Source organism: Alkaliphilus crotonatoxidans (assembly GCF_054658015.1).
Genome location: NZ_BAAHXS010000004.1, coordinates 527043 through 552318, shown reverse-complemented (window position 1 = coordinate 552318; position 25276 = coordinate 527043). Strand labels below are relative to the sequence as shown.

Below are 25276 nucleotides of genomic sequence, written 5' to 3'. Positions count from 1 at the left end.
TACCTTTCAATGCCTTTGAATTCAATAAAAAAGTAAGAAATTGATTAATGATAAAGTTTATTAAAGGAGAGGAAGGATACATGCGTGTGATGGATATTGAGTTTAAAAATGATCGTGATTATTTTGGAGGCTCCCGCCGTAGAGAAATTAAGAGAAGCAGTACCTTATACAGTAAATATTCTAAACCCTGGTGGAATACAGAACAGGTGGAGCTAGACAAGATGAAGGGCTACGGAATAATGATTTTTAAGGGACAGGGATCAATGAAACTTACAGAATCGGCGAAGCCTCCCGAAACAGTAGAGGAGTCTGTACCAAAGGCCTCGTTGGAATCAGCACAGCCTACAGCTGCTTCATTAGAAAAAACTGCTGGCTTTGCTGCCAATAGTAATGGAGCAACCATCGCTGTAATTTTAACCGGAACCGCCGTACCCTTCCCCGATTCCCAGAGCTTTTCCCACGATATTACCATTAACCAAGATAATACTGTATTCAGTGTTCAGTCAACCGGAAGATACTATATTAGCTATAGCATTAACCTGGTTGAAGCACAAATGTTAGGAGCAAGACTAATGGTTAATGGGGAGGCTGTTAAGGCCTCAACCATCGAACCAATTAACGCTATGAACACCTTCAGGGCCGAGGTGATGCTGGAATTAACAGAAGAAAGCAGCATATCCCTAGAGATATTCGGTATACTGGGAGTAGCCATTTTACAAAGCGGTGTCGGGGCAACCATCACCCTTCTGAAATTAGATTAAATAATTATTAGAACACCATATTAATTAAATTCTAGGTTATCCCTGGTAATAGAAGGCCTGCTTTAACAGGTCTTCTAAGTCTTTTTGACCATTAATGGAATAATTACTTCATATAAATAAAGAATTAAGCAGGAATATTAAAGAATATGAAGAAATTAATGAGTAAATTAGATCGTCTTTATATTGTATTGTTTTATCGGCCCTAGTACCTAATTGCCAGGGGCTGACAAAATTTTTACATCTGGGCTTGAATATATTTATATATTTGATACAATGAAAGAGAAAAAGTAAAATCGACCAGTAAATTTAAAATACTGTATTCCAGAGTAATTACTAATAATAATTTTTCTGGAAGAAAAAGAAAATTTGTTGTCGGAATGGGAAGGAAAACGTTTTCCGTAAAAAAATATAGAACTGTTCCAAAAATTTCACTATAAATCATTCAAATTTTTTTATATAATAGAAGAGGTATACAAGATACACATTATTTAATTTTTGATGCAATGTTAAGACAACAAACAGCCTTTACTGGTCTGACAACATACACGTCAAAAATTATTTAATAATTTTTTACTATTTAATCCAATGTTTTTTGGCATAATTAAAATTAAAGGAGGAAACAAAATGGCAAGAAAGATGAAAACCATGGATGGTAATGCTGCTGCTGCCTATTGTGCTTACGCATTTACTGATGTTGCAGCAATTTACCCTATTACTCCTTCATCAAACATGGCAGAAAATGTAGATGAATGGAGCTCCTTTGGTCAAAAAAATATTTTTGGTCAAACAGTTAAAGTAACTGAAATGCAGTCAGAGGCTGGTGCAGCCGGTGCCGTACATGGTTCTTTAGCGGCCGGTGCATTAACAACCACCTTTACAGCTTCTCAGGGGCTTTTATTAATGATTCCCAATATGTATAAAATTGCAGGGGAATTATTACCCGGTGTATTCCATGTAAGTGCTCGTGCCATAGCAGGACATGCCCTTTCAATTTTCGGTGATCATTCCGACGTAATGGCTGCAAGACAAACCGGATGTGCAATGCTGGCCTCTGGTAGTGTTCAAGAGGTTATGGATTTAGGAAGTATTGCCCATTTATCAGCAATCAAGGGTAGAGTTCCCTTTGTACACTTCTTTGATGGATTTAGAACCTCCCATGAGGTACAAAAAATTGAAGTGCTGGGCTACGATGAGCTGGAAAAGCTTCTTGATTGGGAGGCACTAAAGGCCTTTAGAAATAACGCTTTAAATCCAAATAACCCTGTATTAAGGGGAACAGCTCAAAATCCTGATATCTTCTTCCAGGCAAAGGAAGCATCTAACAAGTTCTATGACGCAATACCCGACATTGTAAATGATTACATGAAAGAGATTTCCAAATTAACCGGTAGACACTACGCACCATTCAACTACTATGGCGCACCCGATGCAGAAAATATTATAGTTGCTATGGGCTCTGTTACCGATGCCATTGAAGAAACCGTTGACTATTTACTGGAAAAGGGTGAAAAGGTGGGGGTTGTTAAAGTACACCTATACAGACCTTTCTCAGAAAAATACTTCTTCGATGTATTACCAAAAACAGTGAAGAGAATTGCAGTTTTAGATAGAACCAAGGAGCCAGGTGCCCTTGCTGAACCATTGCACCTAGACGTTAAATCAATGTTCTACGGAAAGGAAAATGCTCCTTTAATCGTAGGCGGAAGATATGGCTTAGGCTCTAAGGACACCACACCATCACAAATTATTGAGGTATACAACAACCTTAAGGCAGATAAGCCTAAGGATCGTTTCACCATCGGTATTGTTGATGATGTAACCCATACTTCATTGCCTGTAGCTGAAAATATTAACGTGGCCCCTAAAGGAACTATTCGATGTAAGTTCTGGGGATTAGGTTCAGATGGTACTGTCGGAGCCAATAAGAGTGCCATTAAAATCATTGGTGATAACACCGATATGTACGCTCAAGCCTATTTCTCCTATGACTCTAAAAAGTCTGGCGGGGTAACTATTTCCCATTTACGTTTTGGTCATAAGCCAATCAAGTCAACCTATTTAATTGATGAGGCTGACTTTGTTGCTTGCCATAATCAAGCCTATGTAAACCAATACGATCTTCTGAAGGGCCTTAAAAAGGGCGGAACCTTCCTATTGAACTGTATTTGGTCTCCAGAAGAGCTAAGCGACAAGCTGCCTGCTTCAATGAAAAAGTATATTGCTCAAAATAACATTAATTTCTATACAATTAATGCCACCGATATCGCCAGTGAAATCGGATTAGGCGGAAGAATCAACATGATTTGTCAAGCAGCCTTCTTTAAGCTGGCAGACGTAATTCCTGTTGAAGATGCAGTTAAGTACCTGAAAAAGGCCATTGTAGATTCCTATGGCAAGAAGGGTGAAAAGGTAGTTAACATGAACTACGAGGCAGTTGAAAGAGGTGTAAACGCCTTAACTAAGATCGATGTACCAGCAGACTGGGCCGGTGTTGTTGAGGGAGAAGCTGCTGCTGCCAAGGAAGAGCCTGATTTCATTAAAAATATTTTAAGACCAATGAATGCCCAAGCAGGAGATGACCTGCCTGTAAGTGCCTTTATCGGTGCAGAGGACGGAACCTTCCCATTAGGTACATCAGCCTATGAAAAACGTGGTATTGCCGTTCATGTACCTGAATGGATTTCAGAAAATTGTATTCAATGTAATCAATGTTCCTTTGTTTGTCCCCATGCTGCCATTAGACCGGTTCTGTTAGACGAAAAGGAAGTGGCCAATGCACCAGAAGGCTTCAAGACCTTAAAGGCAATGGGTAAGGAATTTGAAGGGCTGCAATATAAAATTCAGGTAAGCCCATTGGATTGTACAGGCTGTGGAAACTGTGCAGATATTTGTCCTGCTAAACAAAAAGCATTGGTAATGGAGCCAATCGAACCACAAATCGTTGCAGAAAAGGAAAACTGGGATTATGCGGTAACCGTTACTGATAAATCTCACCTAACAAATATTGAAAGCGTTAAGGGAAGCCAGTTCTCTCAACCATTGTTCCAATTCTCAGGAGCTTGTGCCGGTTGTGGAGAAACACCCTATGTTAAATTGATTACTCAATTATTTGGAGATCGAATGATGATCGCCAATGCCACAGGATGCTCCTCAATTTACGGCGGTAGTGCGCCATCTGTACCTTATTGCAAGAATGCTGACGGCAGAGGGCCAGCCTGGGCTAACTCCTTATTCGAAGATAATGCCGAATATGGTTATGGTATGTTCCTGGCTGCACAGCAAATGAGAGAAAGACTGGCAGATCTGATGAAGGCTGGTCTGGAAGCAGATTTCTCAGCAGAATTAAAGGATGCCTTTAAATTCTGGTTGGAAAATAAAGACCAAGGAAAAGCATCTAAAGAAGCAACCTTTAAGCTTCTTCCATTGCTGGAAGCTGCCAAGGGTAATGCCATAGTTGATGAAATCCTTGAAAAGCAACAATATTTAATCAAGCAATCTCAATGGATTCTTGGTGGAGACGGTTGGGCCTACGATATCGGCTTTGGCGGTCTGGATCATGTCATAGCCTCAGGAGAAGACATCAATATTCTGGTAATGGATACAGAGGTATACTCCAATACAGGCGGACAATCCTCCAAAGCCACTCCAACGGCTTCAATTGCCAAGTTTGCAGCCTCAGGTAAAAAGACTAAGAAGAAAGACCTTGGTATGATTGCCATGAGCTATGGTTATGTTTATGTAGCGCAGGTTGCCATGGGAGCAGACAAAAACCAATTAATCAAGGCTATGAAAGAGGCAGAAGCCTATAATGGTCCTTCTATCGTTATCGCCTACTCACCTTGTATTGCCCATGGTATTAAGGCTGGTATGGGTAAGACCCAGGAACAGGCTAAAAAGGCTGTAGAATCTGGATACTGGCATCTATACAGATTCAATCCAGAGCTTAAGGAGCAAGGTAAAAATCCATTTATTCTTGATTCAAAAGAGCCTAAGACTTCCTTTAAAGAGTTCCTAATGGGAGAGGTACGATATGCTTCCCTAATGAAGGCCTTCCCAGAGCAAGCCGAAGAGCTGTTTGATAAAGCTCAAAAAGAAGCAGAAGAAAGATATGCCGGCTACAAAAAGCTTGCTCAATAATTGGTGACTGTTTTTAACGATCTAAAAAACGGTAGCTTTCAATAGAATGATAATATTATAGAAAAACAGCATTGCCGAGGCAATGCTGTTTTTCTATTGATTCTGGGAAAATAAAAAAGTACCCACATCATGCGGATACTTTAAAGGTAAATGGTACGATGCCAACTATTCCTTATTTCATTAATGGGCCTATATATAATACATTAAATAATCCTGCTGCTTTAAATAATAATTTTTCATGTCCTCCAGGGTGATTTGATCAACCAGATCATTGATAGATTGATTTATTTTATTCCACAGATTTGTAGTCAGGCAACGCTCAATGGGGTTGTCCTCCAGGGTTTCCTCGGCCACCACCAATTCCCCTTCAAGGACCCTGAGCACATCACCTACTGTAATTTTAGAAGGATGATCGGCTAAAGAGTAGCCCCCCTGTGCCCCCTTAACACTTTTTACGATTCCCTGCTTTTTTAAGCTAGAGAAGAGATGCTCCAGGTAGTTAACCGAAATTCCCTGTCTATCAGCTATCACGTTGAGTGGAACATGGCCCTTTTCCCATTCCAGAGCAAGGTCAACCATTGCCACCAGACCATATTTACCCTTTGTAGATATTTTCAGTTTTCTCCACTCCTTTATTAATATTTATCAACTTTAGTCAATATACTAATGGAATAGGCATCATTTGTCAACGAGTAATGGACAAATAACCCTAAGTTGCTATAAACAAATTCGCTGAAAAAAATCTTCTAACTCTATCATAACAGTAAATTGGTAAAATTGATAAAAAATTATTGACAAAATTCGTAAATGAAATATAATAATATTAATAAATCCGATAAATTTAGTAGGAAAAGTAGGCATTATGAAAAGGGGGAATCGTTTAATGGCAAAGATTGCACAAAACTTAACTGAATTAATTGGTAATACACCTTTGCTGGAGCTGGCTAACTACAATCAACAGGAAAAGATTGAGGCAAAGATCGTTGCCAAGCTCGAGAGCTTTAATCCGGCAGGCAGCGTAAAGGACAGAATTGGCTATGCCATGATTAAGGATGCAGAGGAAAAAGGACTGATTAAACAGGATACCGTTATTATTGAGCCAACCAGTGGTAACACAGGTATTGCATTGGCCTATGTGGCTGCCGCTAAAGGATACCGATTAATTTTAACCATGCCCGATACCATGAGTATTGAGCGAAGAAACCTATTAAAGGCCCTGGGGGCTGAATTGGTATTGACACCTGGGGCAGAAGGAATGAAGGGTGCCATTCAAAAGGCTGAAGAGCTGGCGAAGGAATTAAAGGAGCCTACCTTTGTACCCCAACAGTTTAAAAATTTAGCGAACCCTGAAATCCATCGAAAAACCACCGCCGAAGAAATCTGGAAGGATACCGACGGTAAGGTAGATATTTTTATTGGTGGAGTCGGTACTGGCGGAACCATTACCGGGGTTGGAGAAATCTTAAAATCCAGAAATCCCGAAGTAAAGGTAGTGGCCGTTGAGCCAGTTGATTCACCGGTTTTATCTGGTGGGAATCCCGGGCCCCATAAAATTCAAGGAATTGGTGCAGGATTTGTACCTGATATCTTAAACACATCCATAATCGATGAGATTTTCCAGGTGAAAAATGAAGAAGCCTTTGAGGCCGCTAGAAGGGTGGCAAGGTCAGAGGGTCTGCTGGTGGGTATTTCCTCTGGTGCAGCCCTTTACGCAGCCACAGAAATTGCCAAAAGGCCTGAAAACAAAGGAAAGGTAATTGTTGTCATATTACCTGATACAGGTGAAAGATACCTATCTACAGCCTTATATCAGGAATAAAAAATATTAGCCATATAATAGCTGCCCTTCCGATTCTGGTGGGGCTGCTATATTCTGTATAAAATTTATTGACACCCATGTCAAAATATTCTATAATTTATAAAAATAACATGATATCAATACTCTTATCAAGAGCGGTGGAGGGACTGGCCCGATGAAACCCGGCAACCAGCGTATGAATATACGCCCGGTGCTAATTCCTGTGGCGAAGGCCAAAAGATAAGAGAGGAACCGAAACCTCTTTAATCTTAAAGGGGTTTTTTTTATTTTGAAAAAAGAAAGGAATGGTGAAAAAATGAATTACAGCTTAGATACCAAAATTGTCCATGGTGACGAAAGCTATGATTTACAAACCGGTGCCATCAGCTTTCCCATTTACCAGAGTGCCACCTTCAGACATCGGGGCTTTAACGATTCCACAGGCTTTGATTATTCCCGTGAAAAAAACCCCACTCGCCATCAGGCTGAAAAGGCAGTTGCAGTTCTAGAGGGAGGCCAAGAGGGCTATGGCTTTTCTACAGGAATGGCGGCTGTAGCGGCCTTAATGGAGGTTTTTGAGCCAGGTGATCATTTAATTGTTTCAGACGACCTATATGGAGGCACCTACAGATTGTTTAAGGAATTAGGCGTAAAAAGGGGTTTGAGCTTTACCTACGCTGATACAAGCTGTTTGAAAAAAGTAGAAGGGGCGGTGACAGAGAAAACCCGGGCCATCTTTATAGAAACCCCTACCAACCCTATGATGAAGATTTCGGATATCAACAGCATTGCTGAAATTGCCAGGGCCAATAGACTGCTAATGATTGTAGATAACACCTTTCTAACCCCCTATTGTCAGCAGCCCCTTAGCCTGGGGGCCGACATTGTACTTCACAGCGGTACTAAATTTTTAGGGGGCCATAACGATACCCTGGCCGGCTTTATTGTCATAAAGGAAGGAGGCCCCCTGGCCGATCGGTTAAGGGAGGTACAAAAGACCACCGGTGGGGTGCTGGCCCCCTTCGATAGCTGGCTTCTTTTACGGGGAATCAAGACCCTGGGAATCAGAATGGAAAGGCAGCAGCACAATGCCATGAAAATTGCCCAATGGCTGCTTCACCATAAAAATGTGGAAAGGGTCTATTACCCAGGCCTGGAAAGCCATCCCGGCTATGAAATTTCAAAAAAGCAAGCCACAGGCTTTGGTGCCATGCTTTCCTTCTCGGTTAAATCAGTCGATCATGTAAAGAAAATACTGAATGGAGTGAGGCTCATCGCCTTTGCAGAAAGCCTTGGGGGTGTAGAAAGTCTGATTACCTACCCCTTAACCCAAACCCATGCCGCCATACCAAGGGATATTTTAGAGGCCCAGGGAATTACCGACAAATTGCTGCGGCTGTCGGTGGGGATCGAAGCACCAGAGGATTTAATTCGAGAGCTGGAAAGGGTAATGGGGTGAGAAGATGAAATTTGAAACAAAACTAATCCATAACCAGTATAGTAAAGATGCTGCCACAGGGGCCCTGGGGGTTCCCATTTACCAGGTATCTACCTTTCATCAAGAGGATATTGAACACTTTGGCAGGTTTGAATATTCAAGGGTTGAAAACCCCACCCGTACAGCCCTTGAAGAAACCATCGCTCAATTGGAGGGAGGGGCCTTTGGCTTTGCCTTTGCATCGGGCATGGCGGCCATATCGTCGGTCCTTTCAATTTTCAATCAGGGGGACCACCTACTGGTATGTCAGGATGTTTATGGGGGCACCTATCGGGCCTGTACCACCTTTTTAAAAAACCATGGTATTGAAGTCACCTTTATTGATGCCCAGCGGCTTGAGGAAATAGAAGGCAGTATTCAGCCAAATACCAGGGCCCTTTATTTAGAAACCCCCTCTAACCCATTGCTGAAAATAACTGATCTAAAGGCGGCCTCAAGGCTGGCGAAGGCCCATGGACTATTGGTAATAGTAGACAACACCTTTTTGTCACCCTATCTGCAACAGCCCTTAAAGCTGGGGGCCGATATTGTAGTGCATAGCGCAACAAAATTTATTGGGGGCCACAGCGATGTGGTGGGGGGCTTGGCGACGGTGAAGGATGTAGCCCTGGCCAGAGAAATAAAGCGAATACAGGGGGGCTTTGGTGCCATTCTGGGGCCCCAGGACAGCTGGCTGCTGCTAAGGGGGATCAAAACCCTCAAGGTTCGAATGGACTATCAACAGCAAAGTGCCCAGAAACTGGCCCAATGGCTGGAAAATCACCCTGATGTGGAAAGGGTCTATTACCCTGGGCTTAAGCATCACCAGGACAGAGAAATTCATTTTTCCCAGGCCCATGGGCCTGGGGCGGTATTGTCCTTCAGGCTGAAATCCACTAAAGATGTTAGAAAGTTTCTGCGGAGCCTGAAAATTGCGGCAGTGGCTGTCAGCCTGGGGGGAGTCGAAACCATTGTATCGTATCCAGTTAAGATGTCCCATGGAGCCATGCCCCCTGAAAAAAGACGAAGGCTGGGAATTACCAATGATTTAATTCGGGTTTCCCTGGGCTTAGAGGCAACGGAGGATATTATAGAGGACATTGGGCAGGCCCTTACCGCCAGCTAAATGGGGCAGCCTGGTCATTAGGGAACGAGGTCATTGAACCGCTTATATAATTATGCTATGATTGATATACAGGTAACAAAAGCTTGAGCCTCGAGATGATTTCGAGGCTCATTTCTATCAAAGCAAGGTTTTTATTTAGGACTTTTATCAGATTGATGCCTAAAAAATGGATTGACGTGTATAATATAAAGAAAACAATTATGAAATGAGGGAGCAGAATGCTGGGACTAACCCTTGAGGGGGGCGGTGCCAAGGGGGCCTATCAGATCGGTGCCTGGCGGGCCTTTCGAGAGCTTAATATAGAGTTTCAGGGCATTACGGGAACCTCTGTGGGGGCCTTGAACGGGGCCTTAATGATTCAGGATGACTTTGATTTGGCCTATGACCTCTGGTATGAAATGACCCCAAACCATGTTTTAGATATTGATGACAGAATCTATGAGATCATTGCAGATTACGAGCTTAATTCAAACAACCTCCAGCTTTTATTGGATGAGCTGAAAAGAGCTATAAAGGGCCATGGATTAGATACCAGACCCCTAAAGGAGCTGGTCTACAAGCACGTAAAGGAAGAAAGGCTGCGTCAGTCGAAGCTTGATTTTGGCTTTGTAACCGTTTGTTTAAGCGATAAAAAACCATTGGAAATTTTTAAAGAAGAGGTTCCCATGGGAAAAATGGGTGATTACCTTATTGCATCATCCTATCTTCCCATCTTTAAATCTAAAAAGCTTGACGGAAAGCTGTTCCTCGATGGGGGCTTTTATAATAATCTGCCCATTGATATGCTTTACCAGCGGGGCTATCGAAAGGTGGTTGCAGTTCGCCTTTTGGCCAGGGGCAGGGTGAAAAAAATAGACTTTCCCGATTTAGAGGTTATTTACATAACCCCCAGGGAACCCCTGGGAAGTATGATTGATTTCACCACCGAAAGGGCAAGACAAAACTTAAAGCTCGGATATTTAGATACCATGAAGGCAATGCGGAGCCTTCGAGGAAAAGAATATTACCTTGACGGCGTCATTGATGAGGAACAGGCCTTTCAGTATTTTTTAGGTCTGAAGGAAAACTGTATAATGGATCTGGCTACCCTGCTGGGGCTACCCCAGTGGATGCCCTTAAGTCGTTTAAAAATGGAAGAATTGATCCCCCGGCTGGCCCATTTAACAGATGCAGGAAAGGGGGCTACCTATGGCGAAATAATGGAAGGAATTTTAGAGGCTATGGCAAGCCAGCTTAAAGTTGATCCCTATACCATTTACACGCCAGAGGAATTAAACGAAAAGGTTACCAAGGCAAGCTTTCAAGAGGGCGTATCGTCGTCGGGGCCTAAAAATAACTTTATATTAAATGAAATTCTATTAAGATTAGATAAAGAAAAGCAGCTGAAGGAAGTTATCAAAATATTGTTAGGCCATGGGCAGTTTATCAATCTTTAAGATGAGTTCCAAGGGGAGGAAAACAAAGGATGACGCTGATCAATACTTTAACGGCCGTTATCGGCATAATGACAATTTTAATCAGTATAGTTATACTGTTGGAAAATAGAAGTCCATCCAGAACCGTGGCCTGGTTAATGGTACTGATTCTATTACCGGGGGTTGGAATCTTTATATATTTATATATAGGTCAGAATCATAAGAAAAAGAAGACCTTTATCAAAAAATCCAAGAAGGACTATAAAATTATGGATAACCTGCTAAAGGAGCAGGCATCCTTTACCGCCTATTCCAATCTATTTCATGAGGCCTTTGATGATATCAGAGGGAAGCTGATTCCCCTATTGATGAAAAATACCCATTCCCCCATTACTGTCAATAATAGTGCCACCATTTTACAAAATGGAGAAGAAACCTTTAGTACCATAATAGAGGCCATCTATGCCGCCAAGGAGTCAATTCATATTGAGTATTTTATTATTAAAGACAGTGTAATTGGTCGGCAAATTCAAGGGGCCTTGATTGAACAGGCCCGGGCTGGCCTGACGGTACGGTTAATTTACGATGCAGTGGGATGCTGGCGGTTAAGAGAAAGCTTCCTGGGCCCCTTAAGGGAGGCGGGCGTACAGCTTTATCCCTTTCTGCCCGTTTCGATTCCCTTATTTGGTCACCGTTTAAACTATCGAAACCACCGAAAAATTATCATTATCGATGGTAAGGTCGGCTTTTTAGGTGGCCTTAATATTGGCGATGAATATTTGGGAAAAAATCGAAGGCTGGGCTTTTGGCGAGATACCCATTTAAAAATACAGGGCGAGGCGGTCTATGTGCTACAAGCCATTTTTTTAATGGATTGGTACTTTGTTTCTGGGGAGGAGCTGGACGACCCCATCTATTTCCCCAAGCAGGGTCATTGCGGCGAGCAGCTGATTCAAATTGCTTCCAGTGGGCCCGATTCCCAATGGGAATCAATTCATCAGGCCTATTTTACAGCGATTAATTCCGCTACCAACAGGGTTTATATGATGACCCCCTATCTAATTCCCGATGAGGGCATTTTAATGGCCCTAAAAACAGCCGCCATCAGGGGGGTAGAGGTAAGGCTGCTGTTACCCAGTATTCCCGACCACAATACGGTATTTTGGGCCTCTAAATCGCACTTTACCGAGCTTTTAGAGGCAGGGGTCAAGATTCATCAATATCAGAAGGGCTTTGTGCATGGTAAGGTGATGGTGGCAGACGATTACTTTGCCAGTATTGGAACCGCCAACCTGGATATTAGAAGCTTTCATTTAAATTTCGAGGTCAACGCCTTTATCTATGATAAAGAAGTGAATCAAAGACTAGTAAAGGATTTTCAGCGTGATTTTAATGATAGCACCGAAGTAACCCTAGAGGCCTACAAAAAAAGGCCTACCCTGGATCGCTTTAAAGAATCCCTGGCAAGGCTGTTTTCACCAATTCTATAGCAAAGTTTCATCAATATAATCAAAAGCTCCCATCTATTATTTTATAAGATTGGGAGCTTTACCTTATTATTTTTCTTTGATTTGTTGTATGAACCCCTCTGTTTGGGCTGACATTTTCCTGAATAGTAAAATTGAAGTTAAAATATAATTAATATTGTTACATACGTGAAACGGTGAAGCCAACAGCTAAAAATATATTACCCTGACATTTCATATTAAGTTAATCAAAACTAGATATTTAAAGGTATTTACTCGTATCAAGGAATATCATACAGTCACAATATATATTGACAAATTGTATAAATATGGTTAAACTAGCCTTAGAAGTAATATTTTTACTTTTCTGATAATATCTAAGGGGGGAAGGGTAAACCAATGAATATAGTCAGCACGGGGGAAAAAATCAAAAAGCTACGAACCGACATCGGCTTAAAGCAAGATGATATTTCAAACGATGAAATCACCAGAAGCTTAATCAGCATGATTGAAAACAATAAGAGAAACCTGACCTATAGAACAGCTAAAATCATTGCCACAGAGTTAAACAAATATTACGTCAACCTGGGAGCGGAAATTACACCAGATTTATTGATGGAATCAGAGGTTCAACAGGCCCAGCGAATTATTCGAGAAAAACTGGATGAAATGCAGCAATTGCTGGAAAATCCTACACCGGGTACAGAGGGCCAGGTTTATCAAAGTTTCCAAAAACTAATAGATTTTGCGAAGGAATGGAAGCTGGAAGAAATGATAGCCGAGCTACATGAGGCAAGGGGAGGATTTTACTATAGGACTTATGAATATAATAAGGCATTAGCAGATTATTTTGATTCTGTTGGCTATCATTTACACAGAAGTAATTTCGACAAAATAACTTCAATTTATAACATGATTGGTAGTTGCCACTATCAGTTAAACTTACCAGAGCAAGCGTTAATATATTATGAGATAGTTGACAAAATCATTAAAGCACATAAAGTCAGTAATTTTAATAAAATTAATACATTTGTTCATGGAAATAAAATATTATGCTATCGAAAACTGAAAAGATATACTAAGGCTTTAAGAGTTATAACTGATTTCAAAGCATTTTATAAAAGTGAAGACCGGTACTTATATGAAGTTCTCTTAATGGAAGCTAATACATACCTAGATATTCAAAATTACGAGAAAGCCCAAAAACTTTACGACAAACTACTAAAAAAATCAGATAAACTGACACCTGCTTTATTATTTTTATTATATGAAAACTATGCAGACCTTGCTCAAAGATGTGGAAAGTATCAACAGAGTCTAGATTATATTAATTCTGCTTTTAATTACATTAACGAAGCTGACCCGAATGATGGAACGTATCTTTATGTAAAAAGGGCAAGAGCATACTGGAAACTAGGAAGAATGAAAGAAGCTAATGATTTAATTGATGAAGGACTAAAAATGGCAGTGAAAGTGTCTAAAATTGATGTAATAATAGATTTAACTGTATTACAGGTTCAAATGGAGATAAGTGCTAATAATTATGGTGCGGCAGAAAGGAAGCTGGGTTTATTAAAGGAATATATAGAGCAACATGGTATGAAAGAAAAGATGGACGAAATACATTTGTACTATATGAAAATTTATTGTAAAGAGCAGGATTATGAAAAGTGTTTAGGATATATAGATAGCTCACTACAGCAAAAAAGTAAATATATTTTATAAGGGGGAAGGTTAAGTGAAAATAGGAAAGAAACTTATTACGTTTATAATATTTACATTGTTTTTAAGTCAATTGATGTTAGTAGAAAGTAGAATTTCGCCTAGTAATAGCACTACCTTTGAGTCGCCATTATTTGCTATATCTAATCCTGTAACCACTTATTCTGATCCAAATCCAATGATTGATTAAATATAATTCATTAGGATTTTAATACGAAACCTATATATTTACCTTTTAATATATTCTATAGATGAATTGTACTAGAGTTAGGGAACCTCTAACAATAGGTAGATAAATAAAATTAAAAACGATAGAAAAGGGGAAATTATTTTGATAAAAAAACTTACGGTATTAATCTGCTGTTTAGTTATTTGTGGACAGTTGGCAATTACTCAAGCCTTTGTGTCAGGCGAATATACGATGGGTTTTACGGGGAGTAGTAATAATCCCATAACTACACTTTCTGACCCTAACCCTACAACTGAATAACTCGGCAGATATAAAACTTAGGAGTAGGAAGTCAATGTTTTTATTTATATTTTAGGAATCATCGAATTGGGCAGTAATGATATAATTAATTTTTAAAAGGAAACATCTGTGTACTTAAAACACAGGTGTTTCCTTTTTTTATAAAATGCAGGTAACATAGCACTGTATCAGCTTATAAACTGTTCCAAAATTCCTTTTCAGTAATTTTTAATTGATTTTTTAATATAAAACGCCATACATTAATTGGTATTTCCTTATGGGTGGCATGGCTGATCTTTGTTTGAAGAACGGTGCCATCCATTAACACTTTTTCATAATACCAATGGTCTGAATTACGAATCATTACCCAACCGTTTTTATCACAGTACTTTTTTAGGTCTTTGAATTTAGGCGGCAAAGCTATAGCTCCAGTAATTCCCTGATCTCATCATCATTATCGCATAGCATGACTCTCAAAACAAAAGGAAAATGATCACGGCGGTTAGGCGAATGAAAAAATAGCTGAGATCGCTGAAAGTAATCCTCTGCATACTGCTTTAAATCAATAATTAGCTCATTAATAGCTTCTTCCTGGGTATTGGCATTTGCATAGATTTCTAGTTTATCAATAATTAAGGTAGTGGAACCATCGTCCTCAACAATAATCTCGGGTTTTAATGAAAAATGAGAGAGTATTATTTTTTGCATATCTAGTCGTAGTAAAAGAACTTCCTCGGTTTTCTTACGATTAATAATAGTAGGCTTAAAAGCATTAAAAACTTCATCATACAAAGATGAAAAAGTTTTTCTTGCATCTGATAAATTTCGTTCAATTAACATAGACATTCTCCTTTCACCTCCATATTAACATAATATGTACAAATTGTACAGATAGTACATTTATTATTAACAACGATAGGGGTATTTATTATCAGATTAAAAATAATTACTTTAAAATTATATGAAAAAAGCCTGATTCTCAGCAACGGGCTTCTTAACAGATAGCCATTGATTGACAATAATGTATATTAGCTATACAATATCCTTATGGAAAAGAATATGATAAAAATCTGTGAACTTTTGATCAATGTAATTAGCGAATTTTATGAAAAAGACAGCCAGGCACGGAACTTTGGCACCGACGTTGAACTTTATCATTCAGAAATCCATATGCTACAATGTATCGAAGAAAATCCTGGTATGCATATTTCTGGAATTGCCCGAATGATGGGTGTCACCCGAGGGGCCGCCTCTCAAACGGCAAAGCGGCTGGAACGAAAGGAAATGATTGTCAAGGAAGCCTGTCTTGGTAATGATCGAAAGGTTGTCTTGCGGTTAACCGAAAAGGGAAAGGTTGCTTCATACAACCATAAAAATGCCCATGAAGAGTTTACTGCCTTAATCTCTAAGATTCTGACTGAGGCGAGGGAAGAACAACTAGAGTTTTTACACCATTTTCTTCTTCGCTTTCAAGCATCCTTGAAGGGAGGATAATTTTTTATCCATAATGTATAGCATATATACATTTTTATTATTACTAAACTACTACTACCTTATCGCAGTGATGCGTTGAGTTATTTCCTGTGGAAATCTAACTGGGGATAACTGGAATTTTGCGATGGGGACTAGCATCGAAAAGAGGATTATCATGAACAAAGAATACTTAATAAATGAAAAACCACTGAAGGCTTTATTAGTTTTTGCAATTCCAATGATTATTGGTAATCTATTTCAACAATTCTATACGATGGCTGACTCTGTATTAGTAGGCCGTTTTGTCAGCGAAGATGCCCTGGCCGCCGTAGGGGCTTCTTACTCTTTAACAAACGTGTTTATATGTATTGCCATCGGAGGCGGTGTAGGGGCTTCGGTAATAGTCAGCCGTTATTTCGGAGCAAGGGAATACAAGCGAATGAAGGAATCGGTCTACACCGCCCTACTTTCCTTCCTCGTCATGAGTATTATTTTGGGTATTATTGGATTTTTTGCCGGAGAACAGATTATGCGGCTTCTAAATACGCCGGAAAGCATTTTAGATATGGCAACGGAATATCTGGCCATCTATTTCCTGGGGCTTCCCTTCCTGTTTATGTATAATGTACTTTCCGCCATGTTCAATGCCATTGGCCGCTCCCGTATTCCTCTATACCTGCTGATTTTTTCATCTGTATTGAACGTTGTTCTGGACGTTTACATGGTACGTTCTATGCATATGGGGGTAGCGGGTGTGGCCTGGGCAACCTTAATAGCCCAAGGCATATCTGCAATCATCTCCTTTGTATTATTCAGTAGGGAAATGAAGGCGTATCCCATCAAAAAATTGCAGCTTTTAAACTGGAAAGAATTAAAAAACATGACGAATATCGCATTTCCTTCAATTTTGCAGCAGTCAACGGTTTCCATTGGTATGATGCTTGTTCAGTCTGTTGTCAATAGCTTTGGTAAGGAAATGCTGGCAGGCTTTTCAGCTGCCATGCGTGTAGAAAGCATCTGTATTGTACCAATGGCGGCAATGGGAAATGCTATTTCAGCCTATACAGCGCAAAACATGGGGGCAGGAAACGATAAACGGGTGCATCAAGGCCTTCAAATGGGGAGCTGCATCGTTGCGTTTTTTGCAGTTTTAATTTGCATTATCCTAGAAAGCTTTTATCGTCCCATTATCTCTCTGTTTTTAGGAAGTGACGGTACTCAGCTTGCCCTTCAGACAGGAACAAATTTTCTAAAATTTATGGGTTGGTTTTTTATTTTAATTGGGCTAAAGATGGTTACCGATGGCATATTGCGAGGTGCCGGCGACATGAAAATGTTCACTATTGCCAACTTGGCGAACCTGACTGTTCGTGTTAGCGTTGCAGTGATCATGGCACCCCGTTTTGGTATCGCCATGGTGTGGTATGCAGTTCCTGTTGGTTGGCTCGTAAACTTGATTATTTCCTATGCAGAATACCGAACCAAAAAGTGGCAGCGTATTTCTGTTAGCGAAAAGTATTCTTATTAACAGAGCTTCTCGCACCTTGAAACATACCCTTTCTAACCCTAAAACTTAATAATCACCTTCTGTATTTTTAGCGGACAAAGGCTTCACCAGGGGGCACTTAATCCATTCCTCGATGGTTGTCAAGGATTATTTTGTCGAAACTAAACGAAATGGTTTCATGCGCCTATTGTAGCCTTTCATCTAAAAGGATATAGTAGAATCAATAAGAAAATTTCGTAAGCTAGATGAATGTTTGCTAGAAATGGCAGTAAGGTGGTGAAAATTAATGTCGTTAACCATGGGAGAGAAATTGCGTATACTAATTAAAAGAGAAAAAATAACCATAACCGAGCTGGCAAACTTACTGAATACCTCCAGTCAAAATCTTTCAAACAAATTATCTCGTGATAACTTTTCAGAAAAGGAGCTTCAGCGAATTGCCCAGCTGTTGGGATGTCGGTTTGAGGGGTTTTTTATCTATGACAACGGAGAACGAATTTAATGCTAAGGGAGGTTGTTAAAAGAAAAATAACATAAAAATGTTATTGACTAAGTATATTAAATATAATACAATACGTATATGTTTTAAGTATACAATTATCATAATCGAATAATAACAACTCTTATCCAGAGAGGTGGAGGGACTGGCCCGATGAAACCCGGCAACCGTACTTAAGTAATTAAGTAAAGGTGCTAATTCCTGCGAAACAAATGTTTCGAAAGATAAGAGAGCCAATATTTTAATTTTGTCTCTCTGTCTTTTCAGAGAGTTTTTTTATTGTTCAAAAAAGGGGGGACAGGACAATCGTATATTAGTTCAATTAAAATGCTTTAGAACAATAATCAATTAGCTAATTAAAGTAAAGGAGAGATTGAAATGAAAAAAATGGTAATCTTAGGTTTAACGGTCTTTTTATTAGTTTCCCTGGTGGGCTGCGGTAGCAAAACAGCAGATAGTAAGCCCCTTAGTACAGAAAAGCTGGTTATTGGTGTAAGCGCTGGCCCCCACGAGCAGATTATGGAAAAGGTTAAGGAGCTGGCCGCCGCAGATGGCCTTAAAATAGAGCTTAAGGTATTTACGGAGTATGTTATGCCCAATATCGCCCTGTCAGAGGGAGAACTGGATGTTAACATTTTTCAGCATAAGCCCTATTTAGATAAATTTAAGGAAGATCGTGGCCTAGACCTGATTGAGGTTGGGTATACCGTTAATTTCCCCATGGGAATCTACTCAGATAAAATAAAGGATGTTTCTGAATTAAAGGAAGGCGACAAGGTGGGGCTGCCCAATGACCCAACCAATGGTGCCAGGGCTTTAATATTATTTGAAAGCGCAGGCCTGATTAAACTGAAGGAAGGTGTTGGGGTTGCCGCAACGGTCAATGATATTACAGAAAACCCCCGTGGTTTAGATTTTATAGAGCTGGAGGCCTCGCAAATTCCAAGACAATTAAATGAACTGGCGGCGGCGGCCATAAATAGTAATTTTGCCATTGAACATGGCTTTGTACCAACAACAGATTCGATTTATATTGAGCCAAATGATTCCCCCTGGGTGAATATTGTTGCTGTAAGAACAGAGAACAAGGACGATGAAGTGATTAAAACCCTGCTTCAATATTATCAATCTGACGAAGTAAAGGAATTTATTGAGGTTCAGTTTGAGGGCTCTGTTGTACCTGCCTGGTAAATGGCCTAAAGGAAAGGATTGATACACCTTGATCAAATTAGAGAATATCGTAAAGGCTTTTCCTACCCCAGGGGGGGAGCTGAAGGCAGTGGATCATGTGTCATTGGAGGTTCAAAAAGGGGAAATTTATGGAATTATCGGCCATAGTGGTGCAGGGAAAAGTACCTTGATTCGATGCGTTAACCTGCTGGAAAAGCCCACCGCCGGTGAGGTCTATATAGAGGGTGTACCCATTACCAACCTGGCTCCGGCGAAGCTCCGGGAGGTACGTCGGAAGATAGGAATGATATTTCAGCACTTTAACCTGCTAAAGACCGCCAGTGTCTACGATAACATTGCCATTCCCCTTAGATTGACCGATGTACCAAGGGAAGAAATCGATAAACGGGTAATGAAGTATTTATCAGTAGTGGGCCTTGAAGGGAAAAAAGATGCTTACCCGTCGCAGCTTTCTGGGGGTCAAAAACAACGGGTAGCCATTGCCCGGGCCCTTTCCCATGAGCCCGAAATATTATTGAGTGATGAAGCCACCAGTGCCCTTGATCCCGAAACCACAGAATCCATCCTGGAGCTGCTGTTAAAAATCAACCGCCAGTTTGGTATCACCATCCTATTGATTACCCATGAAATGAATGTGATACAGAAGGTTTGTGACCGGTTGGCGGTGATGGAAAAAGGTGTCGTGGTGGAGGAAGGAAAGGTGTTAGATATCTACGGAGACCCCAGGCACCCAACCACTAAAAAGTTCATCAATAGCCTGTTCCCGGAATTTTTGTCTAAGGAAGCCCTGGCCCAAGAGCAAGCCGACGGGTTAACTGTATTATTGTCCTTTGTGGGAAATGCCGCCGAGCAGCCTGTTCTGGCCCAGGTTGCCAAACAATACGAAGTCTTTCCCAATATATTGTCGGGTAACATTCTTCAATTGAAGGATTCCCAATATGGAAGGCTTATTGTCAAGCTAGAGGGAAATGAAGGGGAAGTTAGAAAAGCAGTCGACCATCTTAAAAGGGGCGGCATTAAAGTAGAGGAGGTGCGCTGACATGGATAAAATTACACTGTTTTATGATCGATGGGGTGCGGTGATCGGGAAGGCCACCGTAGAAACCTTTCAAATGGTTCTCATTGCCATGTTGTTTTCAGTGCTGATCGGCCTGCCCCTTGGGGTGCTGCTGGTGCTTACCAGAAAGGGGAAACGGCTGGAAAACAAGACTATTGCCCTGACTTTAAACACAGTTATTAATGTAATACGTTCACTGCCCTTTATTATATTACTGTTCTTTATTATACCCTTTACAAAGCTATTGGTAGGTACCTCCATTGGGGTAAAGGGGGTAATTGTGCCCCTGGTGGTCTATACGGCTCCCTATATTGCCCGATTGATGGAATCGGCCCTGTTAGAGGTAGATAAGGGAGTTTTAGAGGCCTATGAGGCCATGGGGATCAAGACCAAGGATATCATCTGGCATGTGATGATAAGGGAGGCAAGGCCCTCTATTGTTCTAGGCCTAACCATTGCCGTCATTGGTTTAATTGGTGCCACCGCCATGGCAGGGCTGGTGGGGGCCGGAGGACTGGGGGATCTGGCCTACCGCTTTGGGCACCTTCGTTATGAGGTTGACGTCATGTATACCACTGTAATCATTTTAATTATATTGATTCAGGGAATACAATCCTTTGGTAACCGACTGGCTGCAAAGCTGAAAAGGGATTAATACTTTAATACTCATGAAAAAGCCAGTCACCTACAGTATAAAGCTGGGGTGGCTGGCTTTTGCTATTTAGTAATTATTCTACAATGATTTCCTTGGTATTTTCCCACAGGCCGTGGATATTACAGTAGCTGACGGCATGGAAGGTACCAGATTTTTTTAATTTCACAGTCGTTAAACCAACGGGCTCGGTAAAGCTGTCACCCTCTCCGTGGGCAGAAAATTGGAAGCTGGCAATTTCAACAGGAAATTTGGCACCTTCTGGGTGGAAAAATACCTTGAACCAGGCAATGTAATGCTCAAGGGTGTTGGGGTGTCCAATGGCATCACCAATTGACACCTTTAATTCAAATTTTTCGTCCGCCTGAACCCTTTCAGGGGCGTGAATAACTGGAACGTGCTTTTCCCCTTTCCAATCACCAGTTTGTAAAAATTCGCCTAAGCTTTTCATGACAAGACCTCCTTTTATAATATAACAAAATGGCTTACAAGTCTATTTATAACCAAAAAACAAAAAATATAACAACTTTTTTCCTGACTTAAATATTTGCGGCTACAGTAGGATTTTGTGCTTATTTAAGGCAGGGTTATTAGTGGTGAACTTAATATAAAAAAGGAAAGATTAGGTACATAATAGGATTGCATCATACCAGGGTTTATATTATAATATTGGGGAAAATAACAGTGAAGAGGAGTCGTTAAGATGAGTATACATGAAGAGTGGAAAGAATTAGCCTTTACAGAGAAGGATGAGGCTTCTACCCAGGCTTTTTGGAAGGAATATTGTGATATTGAAAAGGGTATTTACGAGGCCCTTTTAACCTATCGGGATATTAAAACCGAAGGAACCCTAAAGGAACTGGCGGAGCGATTTGAGGTAACGATAGTTTATTTTATGGGCTTCCTTGACGGAATTAATGACAGCCTGGTAAGTCCCCTGGATTTAGAGGCCCTTACCGAAGATACAGCCATTGAACTCAACATAGATTATGAAAAGCTATATTACAATATGCTGGCGGCCCAGGCAGAATGGCTATATACCTTGCCACAGTGGAATGAAATCTTAACCGAAGAAAGAAGAAGGGAAATTAAAAAGGAATATAGCAGCTCAAAAACGGTGGTAAAGGGTGAAAAGATAGGAAGAAATGACCCCTGTACCTGTGGAAGCGGTAAAAAATATAAAAAATGCTGCGGTCGATAAAATGAAAGCTGTTGGGGGAGCCTCAACAGTTTTATTTTATCTTGATTAAGTGTAAAATATTGTTAGTCAGAGTAAAATTAATTATGGTGGGTTTAATTAAGAAGGCGGGGGTGACGGCAGTGAAGCAATATGTATTGAAGGAAGAAGAAATGAAGCAGCTGGACAGACTTGCCATGGAGGTTTATCAAATGCCCGGTATACTATTGATGGAGCGGGCGGGACTAGTAGTAGTAGAGGAAATAGTAAAAACCCATAAAGAAAAGGGGCCCGTTATTATTTTATGTGGTGGTGGCAACAACGGTGGTGACGGCTTTGTCATCGGCAGGGAGCTGTATAATCGGGGCTACAAGGTAGAGGTGATTTGCAGTGTTCCACTGGATACCATTAAGGGAGATGCCAAGGTCCATTTAGAGATAATAAAACAGCTTCCCATCGCTATTACCGTTATAAGCCAGGACACTCAATGGCCTGAAATGATTAATAAACTGAAACAGAGCAGTCTGCTGGTGGATGCCCTCCTGGGGACAGGCTTAAAGGGGGGCCTTAAGCCAGTACTGAAACAATTGATTGAGATAATGAATGCTTCGGGAAAGCCTGTAGTTTCTGTAGACATTCCTTCGGGAGTCAGGGCAGCGGATGGACAAATACAAGAGGTGGCCGTCAGAGCAGAAAAAACCGTTACCTTTCAGCTTCCAAAGCTGGGAAACATCATGTATCCTGGGGCCGCCTTCGGGGGCAGGCTGGTGGTAAAGGATATAGGCATACCCAGAGAAGCCATTGACCAGTTTACCTATCAGCATGAGTTAATTGACATGGGTAATCTGAGCATCTTTTCGAGGCCCCGGGAGGCAGATACCCATAAGGGAACCTATGGCAGCGGCTTGATTATTGCCGGCTCCCTGGGCATGACGGGAGCGGCAGCCCTGTCAGCCAGATCGGCCCTGCGAACGGGTGCAGGTCTGATTCGCCTGGGGGTTCCTGAAAGCCTCTGTGGTATTGTAGCCACTATGGTGGCAGAGGCCATTACGGTACCTCTTAGGGAATCAAAAAAAGGTTTTTTGGGAATCGCAGACATTGATAAAATTCTGGAGCTGATGCAAAAAAGTAAAGTCGTTGCCCTGGGGCCGGGATGTGGCCAAAGGGAGGAGCTACAGGATCTATTGAGAAATGTACTGGAAAAAAGTCAGATGCCGGTTGTGATTGATGCCGATGGCCTTAATGCCCTGGCAAAAAAGGTCTCAATGCTGAAGACAGCCAATTGTCCTGTTGTTTTAACTCCCCATCCTATGGAATTCAGCCGCCTTAGCCAGTTACCAATGGAGGTGATCAAGGGGCAGCCTATTGACGTGGCCAGGGACTTTGTCCAAAAATGGCAGGTAATATTGGTATTGAAGGGAGCCAGAACGATAGTGGCCGCCCCCGATGGCAAGATTTACATTAATACTACGGGGAACCCGGGCATGGCCACTGCCGGCAGCGGCGACGTATTAACGGGGATGATTGTCGGCTTGATTGCCCAGGGGGTTACTGCCCTTGAGGCAGCCCAGGGGGCCGTATGGCTCCATGGAAGGGCGGGGGATTTGGCAGCTGACAGGCTAGGTGAGGCTGGAATGATTGCCGGCGACCTAATTGATCAGCTTCCTCTAGCTATCAAAGCATTAAACGGTAGTATTTAGTGCATACAAAAACCAGTACCTTTAAGCTATAGGGTACTGGTTTTTTAAAGATTTTTTAAGAAAGAAATGGCTCCAGAGCTATTTTTGATAGCCTGCCACCAGCATTTTTCCTGCTTCAATTTGCCTGGTAACCTCACTGCGGGCGGTACCGCCAAAGGTGGCTCGCCGATCGACGGCGGCCCTGGGGGTCAGAATCTCAAGTATATCTGCCTCAAAAACAGGCTGAAATTGTCGCCACTCCTCCAGGGTCAAGTGTTCCAGGGTTTTTCCTTCCCTTATACAATGCTGAACAATATTCCCTACAATTTCATGGGTTTCCCGGAAGGGAACCCCCTTACTGACCAAATATTCTGCCACATCGGTAGCCAGTAGAAAGCCCTTTTCCAGATGGGGGGCGATTTTATCCTCCTTGGGTCGAATTCCCTTAATAAGGGGGGTTAAAACCTCAAGAACCATGCTGACGCTTTCAATAGCTTGGAATACCGGCCGTTTATCCTCCTGTAAATCACGGTTGTAGGTAAGGGGAAGGCCTTTGATATTGGCCATCAAATCAAAAAGGCCGCTGATTACCCCACTGGTTTTCCCCCGGGTCAGCTCCAGGGCGTCAGGGTTTTTCTTATTGGGCATCATGCTAGAGCCGGTACAAAAAGCGTCAGGAGGCTCAATAAAATCAAATTCAGAGGTACACCAGATAATTAAATCCTCGCTAAGGCGGCTGGTATTTAATAATAGGGTAGAGGCAGCAAACAGAAATTCCATCAAATAGTCCCGGTCAGAAACCGTATCAAGGCTATTTTCAGTGTTGGCCTCAAAGCCCAGCAGGTTTTTTGTGTAGTCACGATCTAAAGGAAGGGTTGACCCTGCCAGGGCGCCGGCTCCCAAGGGATTTACGTTGGTAGTTTGAAAGGACGCCTCAAAACGCTTGTAATCACGAGAAAATTTCCAGAAATAAGCCATCCAATAATGGCCCAATGAAATGGGCTGGGCATGCTGTAGATGGGTAAAGCCTGGTATAATTACATCCAAATCCGCCTGGGCCCTTTCAATCAGCACCTCCATGAATTTCAACAGCTTACCCTGTACCTCCCTAATAACCTCCTTCATATAAAGCCGATAATCCACAGCCACCTGATCATTTCTGGAACGGCCCGTATGAATTTTGGCCCCAAGGGGACCCAGCTTTTCGATTAATCTCGATTCAATGTTCATATGAACATCCTCAAGGGAGATTTTAGGGACAAAGGCGCCCGATACAATTTCCTGCTCAACTTCAGACAGGCCGGACAACAGGGCTTCCAGCTCAGATTCAGACAAAATCCCTATCTTATGGAGCATTTTGGCATGGGCTCTGCTGCCCTTAATATCGTGGTGGTAAAAGCGCCAATCCATGTCTAGTGATTGGCTGAATTGAAGCATAATTTCAGCAGGAGAGTCAGAAAAGCGGCCGCTCCATAGGGCCTTTTCACTAAATTGTTTCATGTTGAAGCCTCCTTGTGTTGTATAAATATACATTAAATTCATATCGATAGTATCTACAGTAATTGAATAAACACATATATAATAAGAATAGATGAAAAACATCAGCAAGTCAATACATAAATATGCATGTTTGATTAATAGCCAGATCGTAGCATTGGGATGGCAGGTAT

Annotated in this window: 22 protein-coding genes and 2 riboswitches; of the genes, 17 read left to right on the top strand and 5 right to left on the bottom strand. The window is 41.4% G+C overall.

The genetic code is table 11. The features are described 5' to 3' along the window. Window positions 1-80 precede the first annotated feature (80 nt). Entirely contained in the window at window positions 81-761 is a 681-nt protein-coding gene (locus ACYQ1I_RS05170) for a BclA C-terminal domain-containing protein (RefSeq protein WP_459763041.1), read from the top strand. A gap of 624 nt (window positions 762-1385) precedes the next feature. Then, the gene (gene nifJ, locus ACYQ1I_RS05165; RefSeq protein WP_459763039.1) at window positions 1386-4898 is read left to right on the top strand and encodes a pyruvate:ferredoxin (flavodoxin) oxidoreductase; all 3513 of its coding nucleotides are present in this window, start codon (window positions 1386-1388) and stop codon (window positions 4896-4898) included. A gap of 189 nt (window positions 4899-5087) precedes the next feature. Here the strand turns inward: nifJ and ACYQ1I_RS05160 are convergent, their stop codons facing one another. Further along, complete coding sequence (locus ACYQ1I_RS05160) at window positions 5088-5510, bottom strand: RrF2 family transcriptional regulator (protein WP_459765300.1); 423 nt, start codon at window positions 5508-5510, stop codon at window positions 5088-5090. A gap of 271 nt (window positions 5511-5781) precedes the next feature. On the opposite strand from ACYQ1I_RS05160, the gene cysK reads away from it, so the two are divergent. The 7 genes from cysK to ACYQ1I_RS05125 all read left to right on the top strand — a co-directional run bounded on the left by cysK (window position 5782) and on the right by ACYQ1I_RS05125 (window position 14092). Further along, entirely contained in the window at window positions 5782-6717 is a 936-nt protein-coding gene (cysK, locus tag ACYQ1I_RS05155) for a cysteine synthase A (protein WP_459763037.1), read from the top strand. Window positions 6718-6839: 122 nt separating this feature from the next. Continuing rightward, a riboswitch (SAM riboswitch) is annotated at window positions 6840-6943 on the top strand. A gap of 42 nt (window positions 6944-6985) precedes the next feature. Beyond that, on the top strand, window positions 6986-8155 hold the full coding sequence (locus ACYQ1I_RS05150) for a trans-sulfuration enzyme family protein (RefSeq protein ID WP_459763035.1): 1170 nt from the start codon (window positions 6986-6988) through the stop codon (window positions 8153-8155). Window positions 8156-8159: 4 nt separating this feature from the next. Continuing rightward, a complete protein-coding gene (locus ACYQ1I_RS05145) occupies window positions 8160-9299 on the top strand; it encodes a trans-sulfuration enzyme family protein (RefSeq protein WP_459763033.1) in 1140 nt (379 codons plus the stop codon). Window positions 9300-9517: 218 nt separating this feature from the next. Then, entirely contained in the window at window positions 9518-10735 is a 1218-nt protein-coding gene (locus tag ACYQ1I_RS05140; RefSeq protein ID WP_459763031.1) for a patatin-like phospholipase family protein, read from the top strand. Between the two features lie 29 nt (window positions 10736-10764). Continuing rightward, window positions 10765-12204, top strand: coding sequence for a cardiolipin synthase (cls, locus tag ACYQ1I_RS05135; protein WP_459763030.1), 1440 nt, complete (start codon window positions 10765-10767; stop codon window positions 12202-12204). A 375-nt stretch (window positions 12205-12579) separates the two neighbouring features. Continuing rightward, window positions 12580-13905 (top strand): helix-turn-helix domain-containing protein, encoded by a 1326-nt coding sequence (locus tag ACYQ1I_RS05130; RefSeq protein WP_459763028.1) that lies wholly within the window; start codon window positions 12580-12582, stop codon window positions 13903-13905. A gap of 13 nt (window positions 13906-13918) precedes the next feature. Further along, window positions 13919-14092 (top strand): hypothetical protein, encoded by a 174-nt coding sequence (locus ACYQ1I_RS05125; protein ID WP_459763026.1) that lies wholly within the window; start codon window positions 13919-13921, stop codon window positions 14090-14092. A 472-nt stretch (window positions 14093-14564) separates the two neighbouring features. On the opposite strand, the gene ACYQ1I_RS05120 is transcribed toward ACYQ1I_RS05125, so the two are convergent. Both ACYQ1I_RS05120 and ACYQ1I_RS05115 read right to left on the bottom strand, forming a co-directional pair. Further along, window positions 14565-14789, bottom strand: a complete 225-nt coding sequence (locus ACYQ1I_RS05120) for a hypothetical protein (protein WP_459763024.1) — start codon at window positions 14787-14789, stop codon at window positions 14565-14567. 2 nt (window positions 14790-14791) lie between these two features. Further along, window positions 14792-15211: a hypothetical protein gene (locus ACYQ1I_RS05115; RefSeq protein WP_459763022.1), complete on the bottom strand. Its 420-nt coding sequence runs from the start codon at window positions 15209-15211 to the stop codon at window positions 14792-14794. Window positions 15212-15418: 207 nt separating this feature from the next. Between ACYQ1I_RS05115 and ACYQ1I_RS05110 the strand changes: the two genes are divergently transcribed. The 6 genes from ACYQ1I_RS05110 to ACYQ1I_RS05085 all read left to right on the top strand — a co-directional run bounded on the left by ACYQ1I_RS05110 (window position 15419) and on the right by ACYQ1I_RS05085 (window position 20753). Further along, entirely contained in the window at window positions 15419-15865 is a 447-nt protein-coding gene (locus ACYQ1I_RS05110) for a MarR family winged helix-turn-helix transcriptional regulator (protein WP_459763020.1), read from the top strand. A 154-nt stretch (window positions 15866-16019) separates the two neighbouring features. Next, complete coding sequence (locus tag ACYQ1I_RS05105) at window positions 16020-17372, top strand: MATE family efflux transporter (RefSeq protein WP_459763018.1); 1353 nt, start codon at window positions 16020-16022, stop codon at window positions 17370-17372. Between the two features lie 265 nt (window positions 17373-17637). Beyond that, window positions 17638-17853, top strand: a complete 216-nt coding sequence (locus ACYQ1I_RS05100; protein ID WP_459763016.1) for a helix-turn-helix transcriptional regulator — start codon at window positions 17638-17640, stop codon at window positions 17851-17853. Between the two features lie 118 nt (window positions 17854-17971). Continuing rightward, window positions 17972-18081, top strand: a riboswitch (SAM riboswitch). 147 nt (window positions 18082-18228) lie between these two features. Further along, complete coding sequence (locus ACYQ1I_RS05095) at window positions 18229-19041, top strand: MetQ/NlpA family ABC transporter substrate-binding protein (RefSeq protein ID WP_459763014.1); 813 nt, start codon at window positions 18229-18231, stop codon at window positions 19039-19041. Between the two features lie 28 nt (window positions 19042-19069). Further along, window positions 19070-20080, top strand: coding sequence for a methionine ABC transporter ATP-binding protein (locus ACYQ1I_RS05090; protein ID WP_459763012.1), 1011 nt, complete (start codon window positions 19070-19072; stop codon window positions 20078-20080). A gap of 1 nt (window position 20081) precedes the next feature. After that, window positions 20082-20753, top strand: a complete 672-nt coding sequence (locus ACYQ1I_RS05085; RefSeq protein WP_459763010.1) for a methionine ABC transporter permease — start codon at window positions 20082-20084, stop codon at window positions 20751-20753. Window positions 20754-20826: 73 nt separating this feature from the next. Here ACYQ1I_RS05085 and ACYQ1I_RS05080 read toward each other — a convergent pair whose 3' ends face one another. Further along, a complete protein-coding gene (locus ACYQ1I_RS05080; protein WP_459763008.1) occupies window positions 20827-21201 on the bottom strand; it encodes a class II SORL domain-containing protein in 375 nt (124 codons plus the stop codon). Between the two features lie 252 nt (window positions 21202-21453). On the opposite strand from ACYQ1I_RS05080, the gene ACYQ1I_RS05075 reads away from it, so the two are divergent. Both ACYQ1I_RS05075 and ACYQ1I_RS05070 read left to right on the top strand, forming a co-directional pair. Beyond that, entirely contained in the window at window positions 21454-21951 is a 498-nt protein-coding gene (locus ACYQ1I_RS05075) for an SEC-C metal-binding domain-containing protein (protein WP_459763006.1), read from the top strand. Window positions 21952-21992: 41 nt separating this feature from the next. Further along, on the top strand, window positions 21993-23627 hold the full coding sequence (locus ACYQ1I_RS05070; protein ID WP_459763004.1) for an NAD(P)H-hydrate dehydratase: 1635 nt from the start codon (window positions 21993-21995) through the stop codon (window positions 23625-23627). Between the two features lie 78 nt (window positions 23628-23705). Here ACYQ1I_RS05070 and argH read toward each other — a convergent pair whose 3' ends face one another. Next, complete coding sequence (gene argH, locus ACYQ1I_RS05065; RefSeq protein WP_459763002.1) at window positions 23706-25106, bottom strand: argininosuccinate lyase; 1401 nt, start codon at window positions 25104-25106, stop codon at window positions 23706-23708. Window positions 25107-25276: the final 170 nt, after the last annotated feature.

Bases quoted from the DNA above. Each gene is read 5' to 3' on its own strand.
- nifJ (WP_459763039.1), top strand. From the start codon at position 1,386: ATGGCAAGAAAGATGAAAACCATGGATGGTAATGCTGCTGCTGCCTAT.
- ACYQ1I_RS05170 (WP_459763041.1), top strand. From the start codon at position 81: ATGCGTGTGATGGATATTGAGTTTAAAAATGATCGTGATTATTTTGGA.
- cysK (WP_459763037.1), top strand. From the start codon at position 5,782: ATGGCAAAGATTGCACAAAACTTAACTGAATTAATTGGTAATACACCT.
- ACYQ1I_RS05100 (WP_459763016.1), top strand. From the start codon at position 17,638: ATGTCGTTAACCATGGGAGAGAAATTGCGTATACTAATTAAAAGAGAA.
- ACYQ1I_RS05140 (WP_459763031.1), top strand. From the start codon at position 9,518: ATGCTGGGACTAACCCTTGAGGGGGGCGGTGCCAAGGGGGCCTATCAG.
- ACYQ1I_RS05115 (WP_459763022.1), bottom strand. From the start codon at position 15,211: ATGTTAATTGAACGAAATTTATCAGATGCAAGAAAAACTTTTTCATCT.
- ACYQ1I_RS05105 (WP_459763018.1), top strand. From the start codon at position 16,020: ATGAACAAAGAATACTTAATAAATGAAAAACCACTGAAGGCTTTATTA.
- ACYQ1I_RS05080 (WP_459763008.1), bottom strand. From the start codon at position 21,201: ATGAAAAGCTTAGGCGAATTTTTACAAACTGGTGATTGGAAAGGGGAA.
- ACYQ1I_RS05130 (WP_459763028.1), top strand. From the start codon at position 12,580: ATGAATATAGTCAGCACGGGGGAAAAAATCAAAAAGCTACGAACCGAC.
- argH (WP_459763002.1), bottom strand. From the start codon at position 25,106: ATGAAACAATTTAGTGAAAAGGCCCTATGGAGCGGCCGCTTTTCTGAC.
- ACYQ1I_RS05085 (WP_459763010.1), top strand. From the start codon at position 20,082: ATGGATAAAATTACACTGTTTTATGATCGATGGGGTGCGGTGATCGGG.
- ACYQ1I_RS05095 (WP_459763014.1), top strand. From the start codon at position 18,229: ATGAAAAAAATGGTAATCTTAGGTTTAACGGTCTTTTTATTAGTTTCC.
- ACYQ1I_RS05110 (WP_459763020.1), top strand. From the start codon at position 15,419: ATGGAAAAGAATATGATAAAAATCTGTGAACTTTTGATCAATGTAATT.
- ACYQ1I_RS05075 (WP_459763006.1), top strand. From the start codon at position 21,454: ATGAGTATACATGAAGAGTGGAAAGAATTAGCCTTTACAGAGAAGGAT.
- ACYQ1I_RS05145 (WP_459763033.1), top strand. From the start codon at position 8,160: ATGAAATTTGAAACAAAACTAATCCATAACCAGTATAGTAAAGATGCT.
- cls (WP_459763030.1), top strand. From the start codon at position 10,765: ATGACGCTGATCAATACTTTAACGGCCGTTATCGGCATAATGACAATT.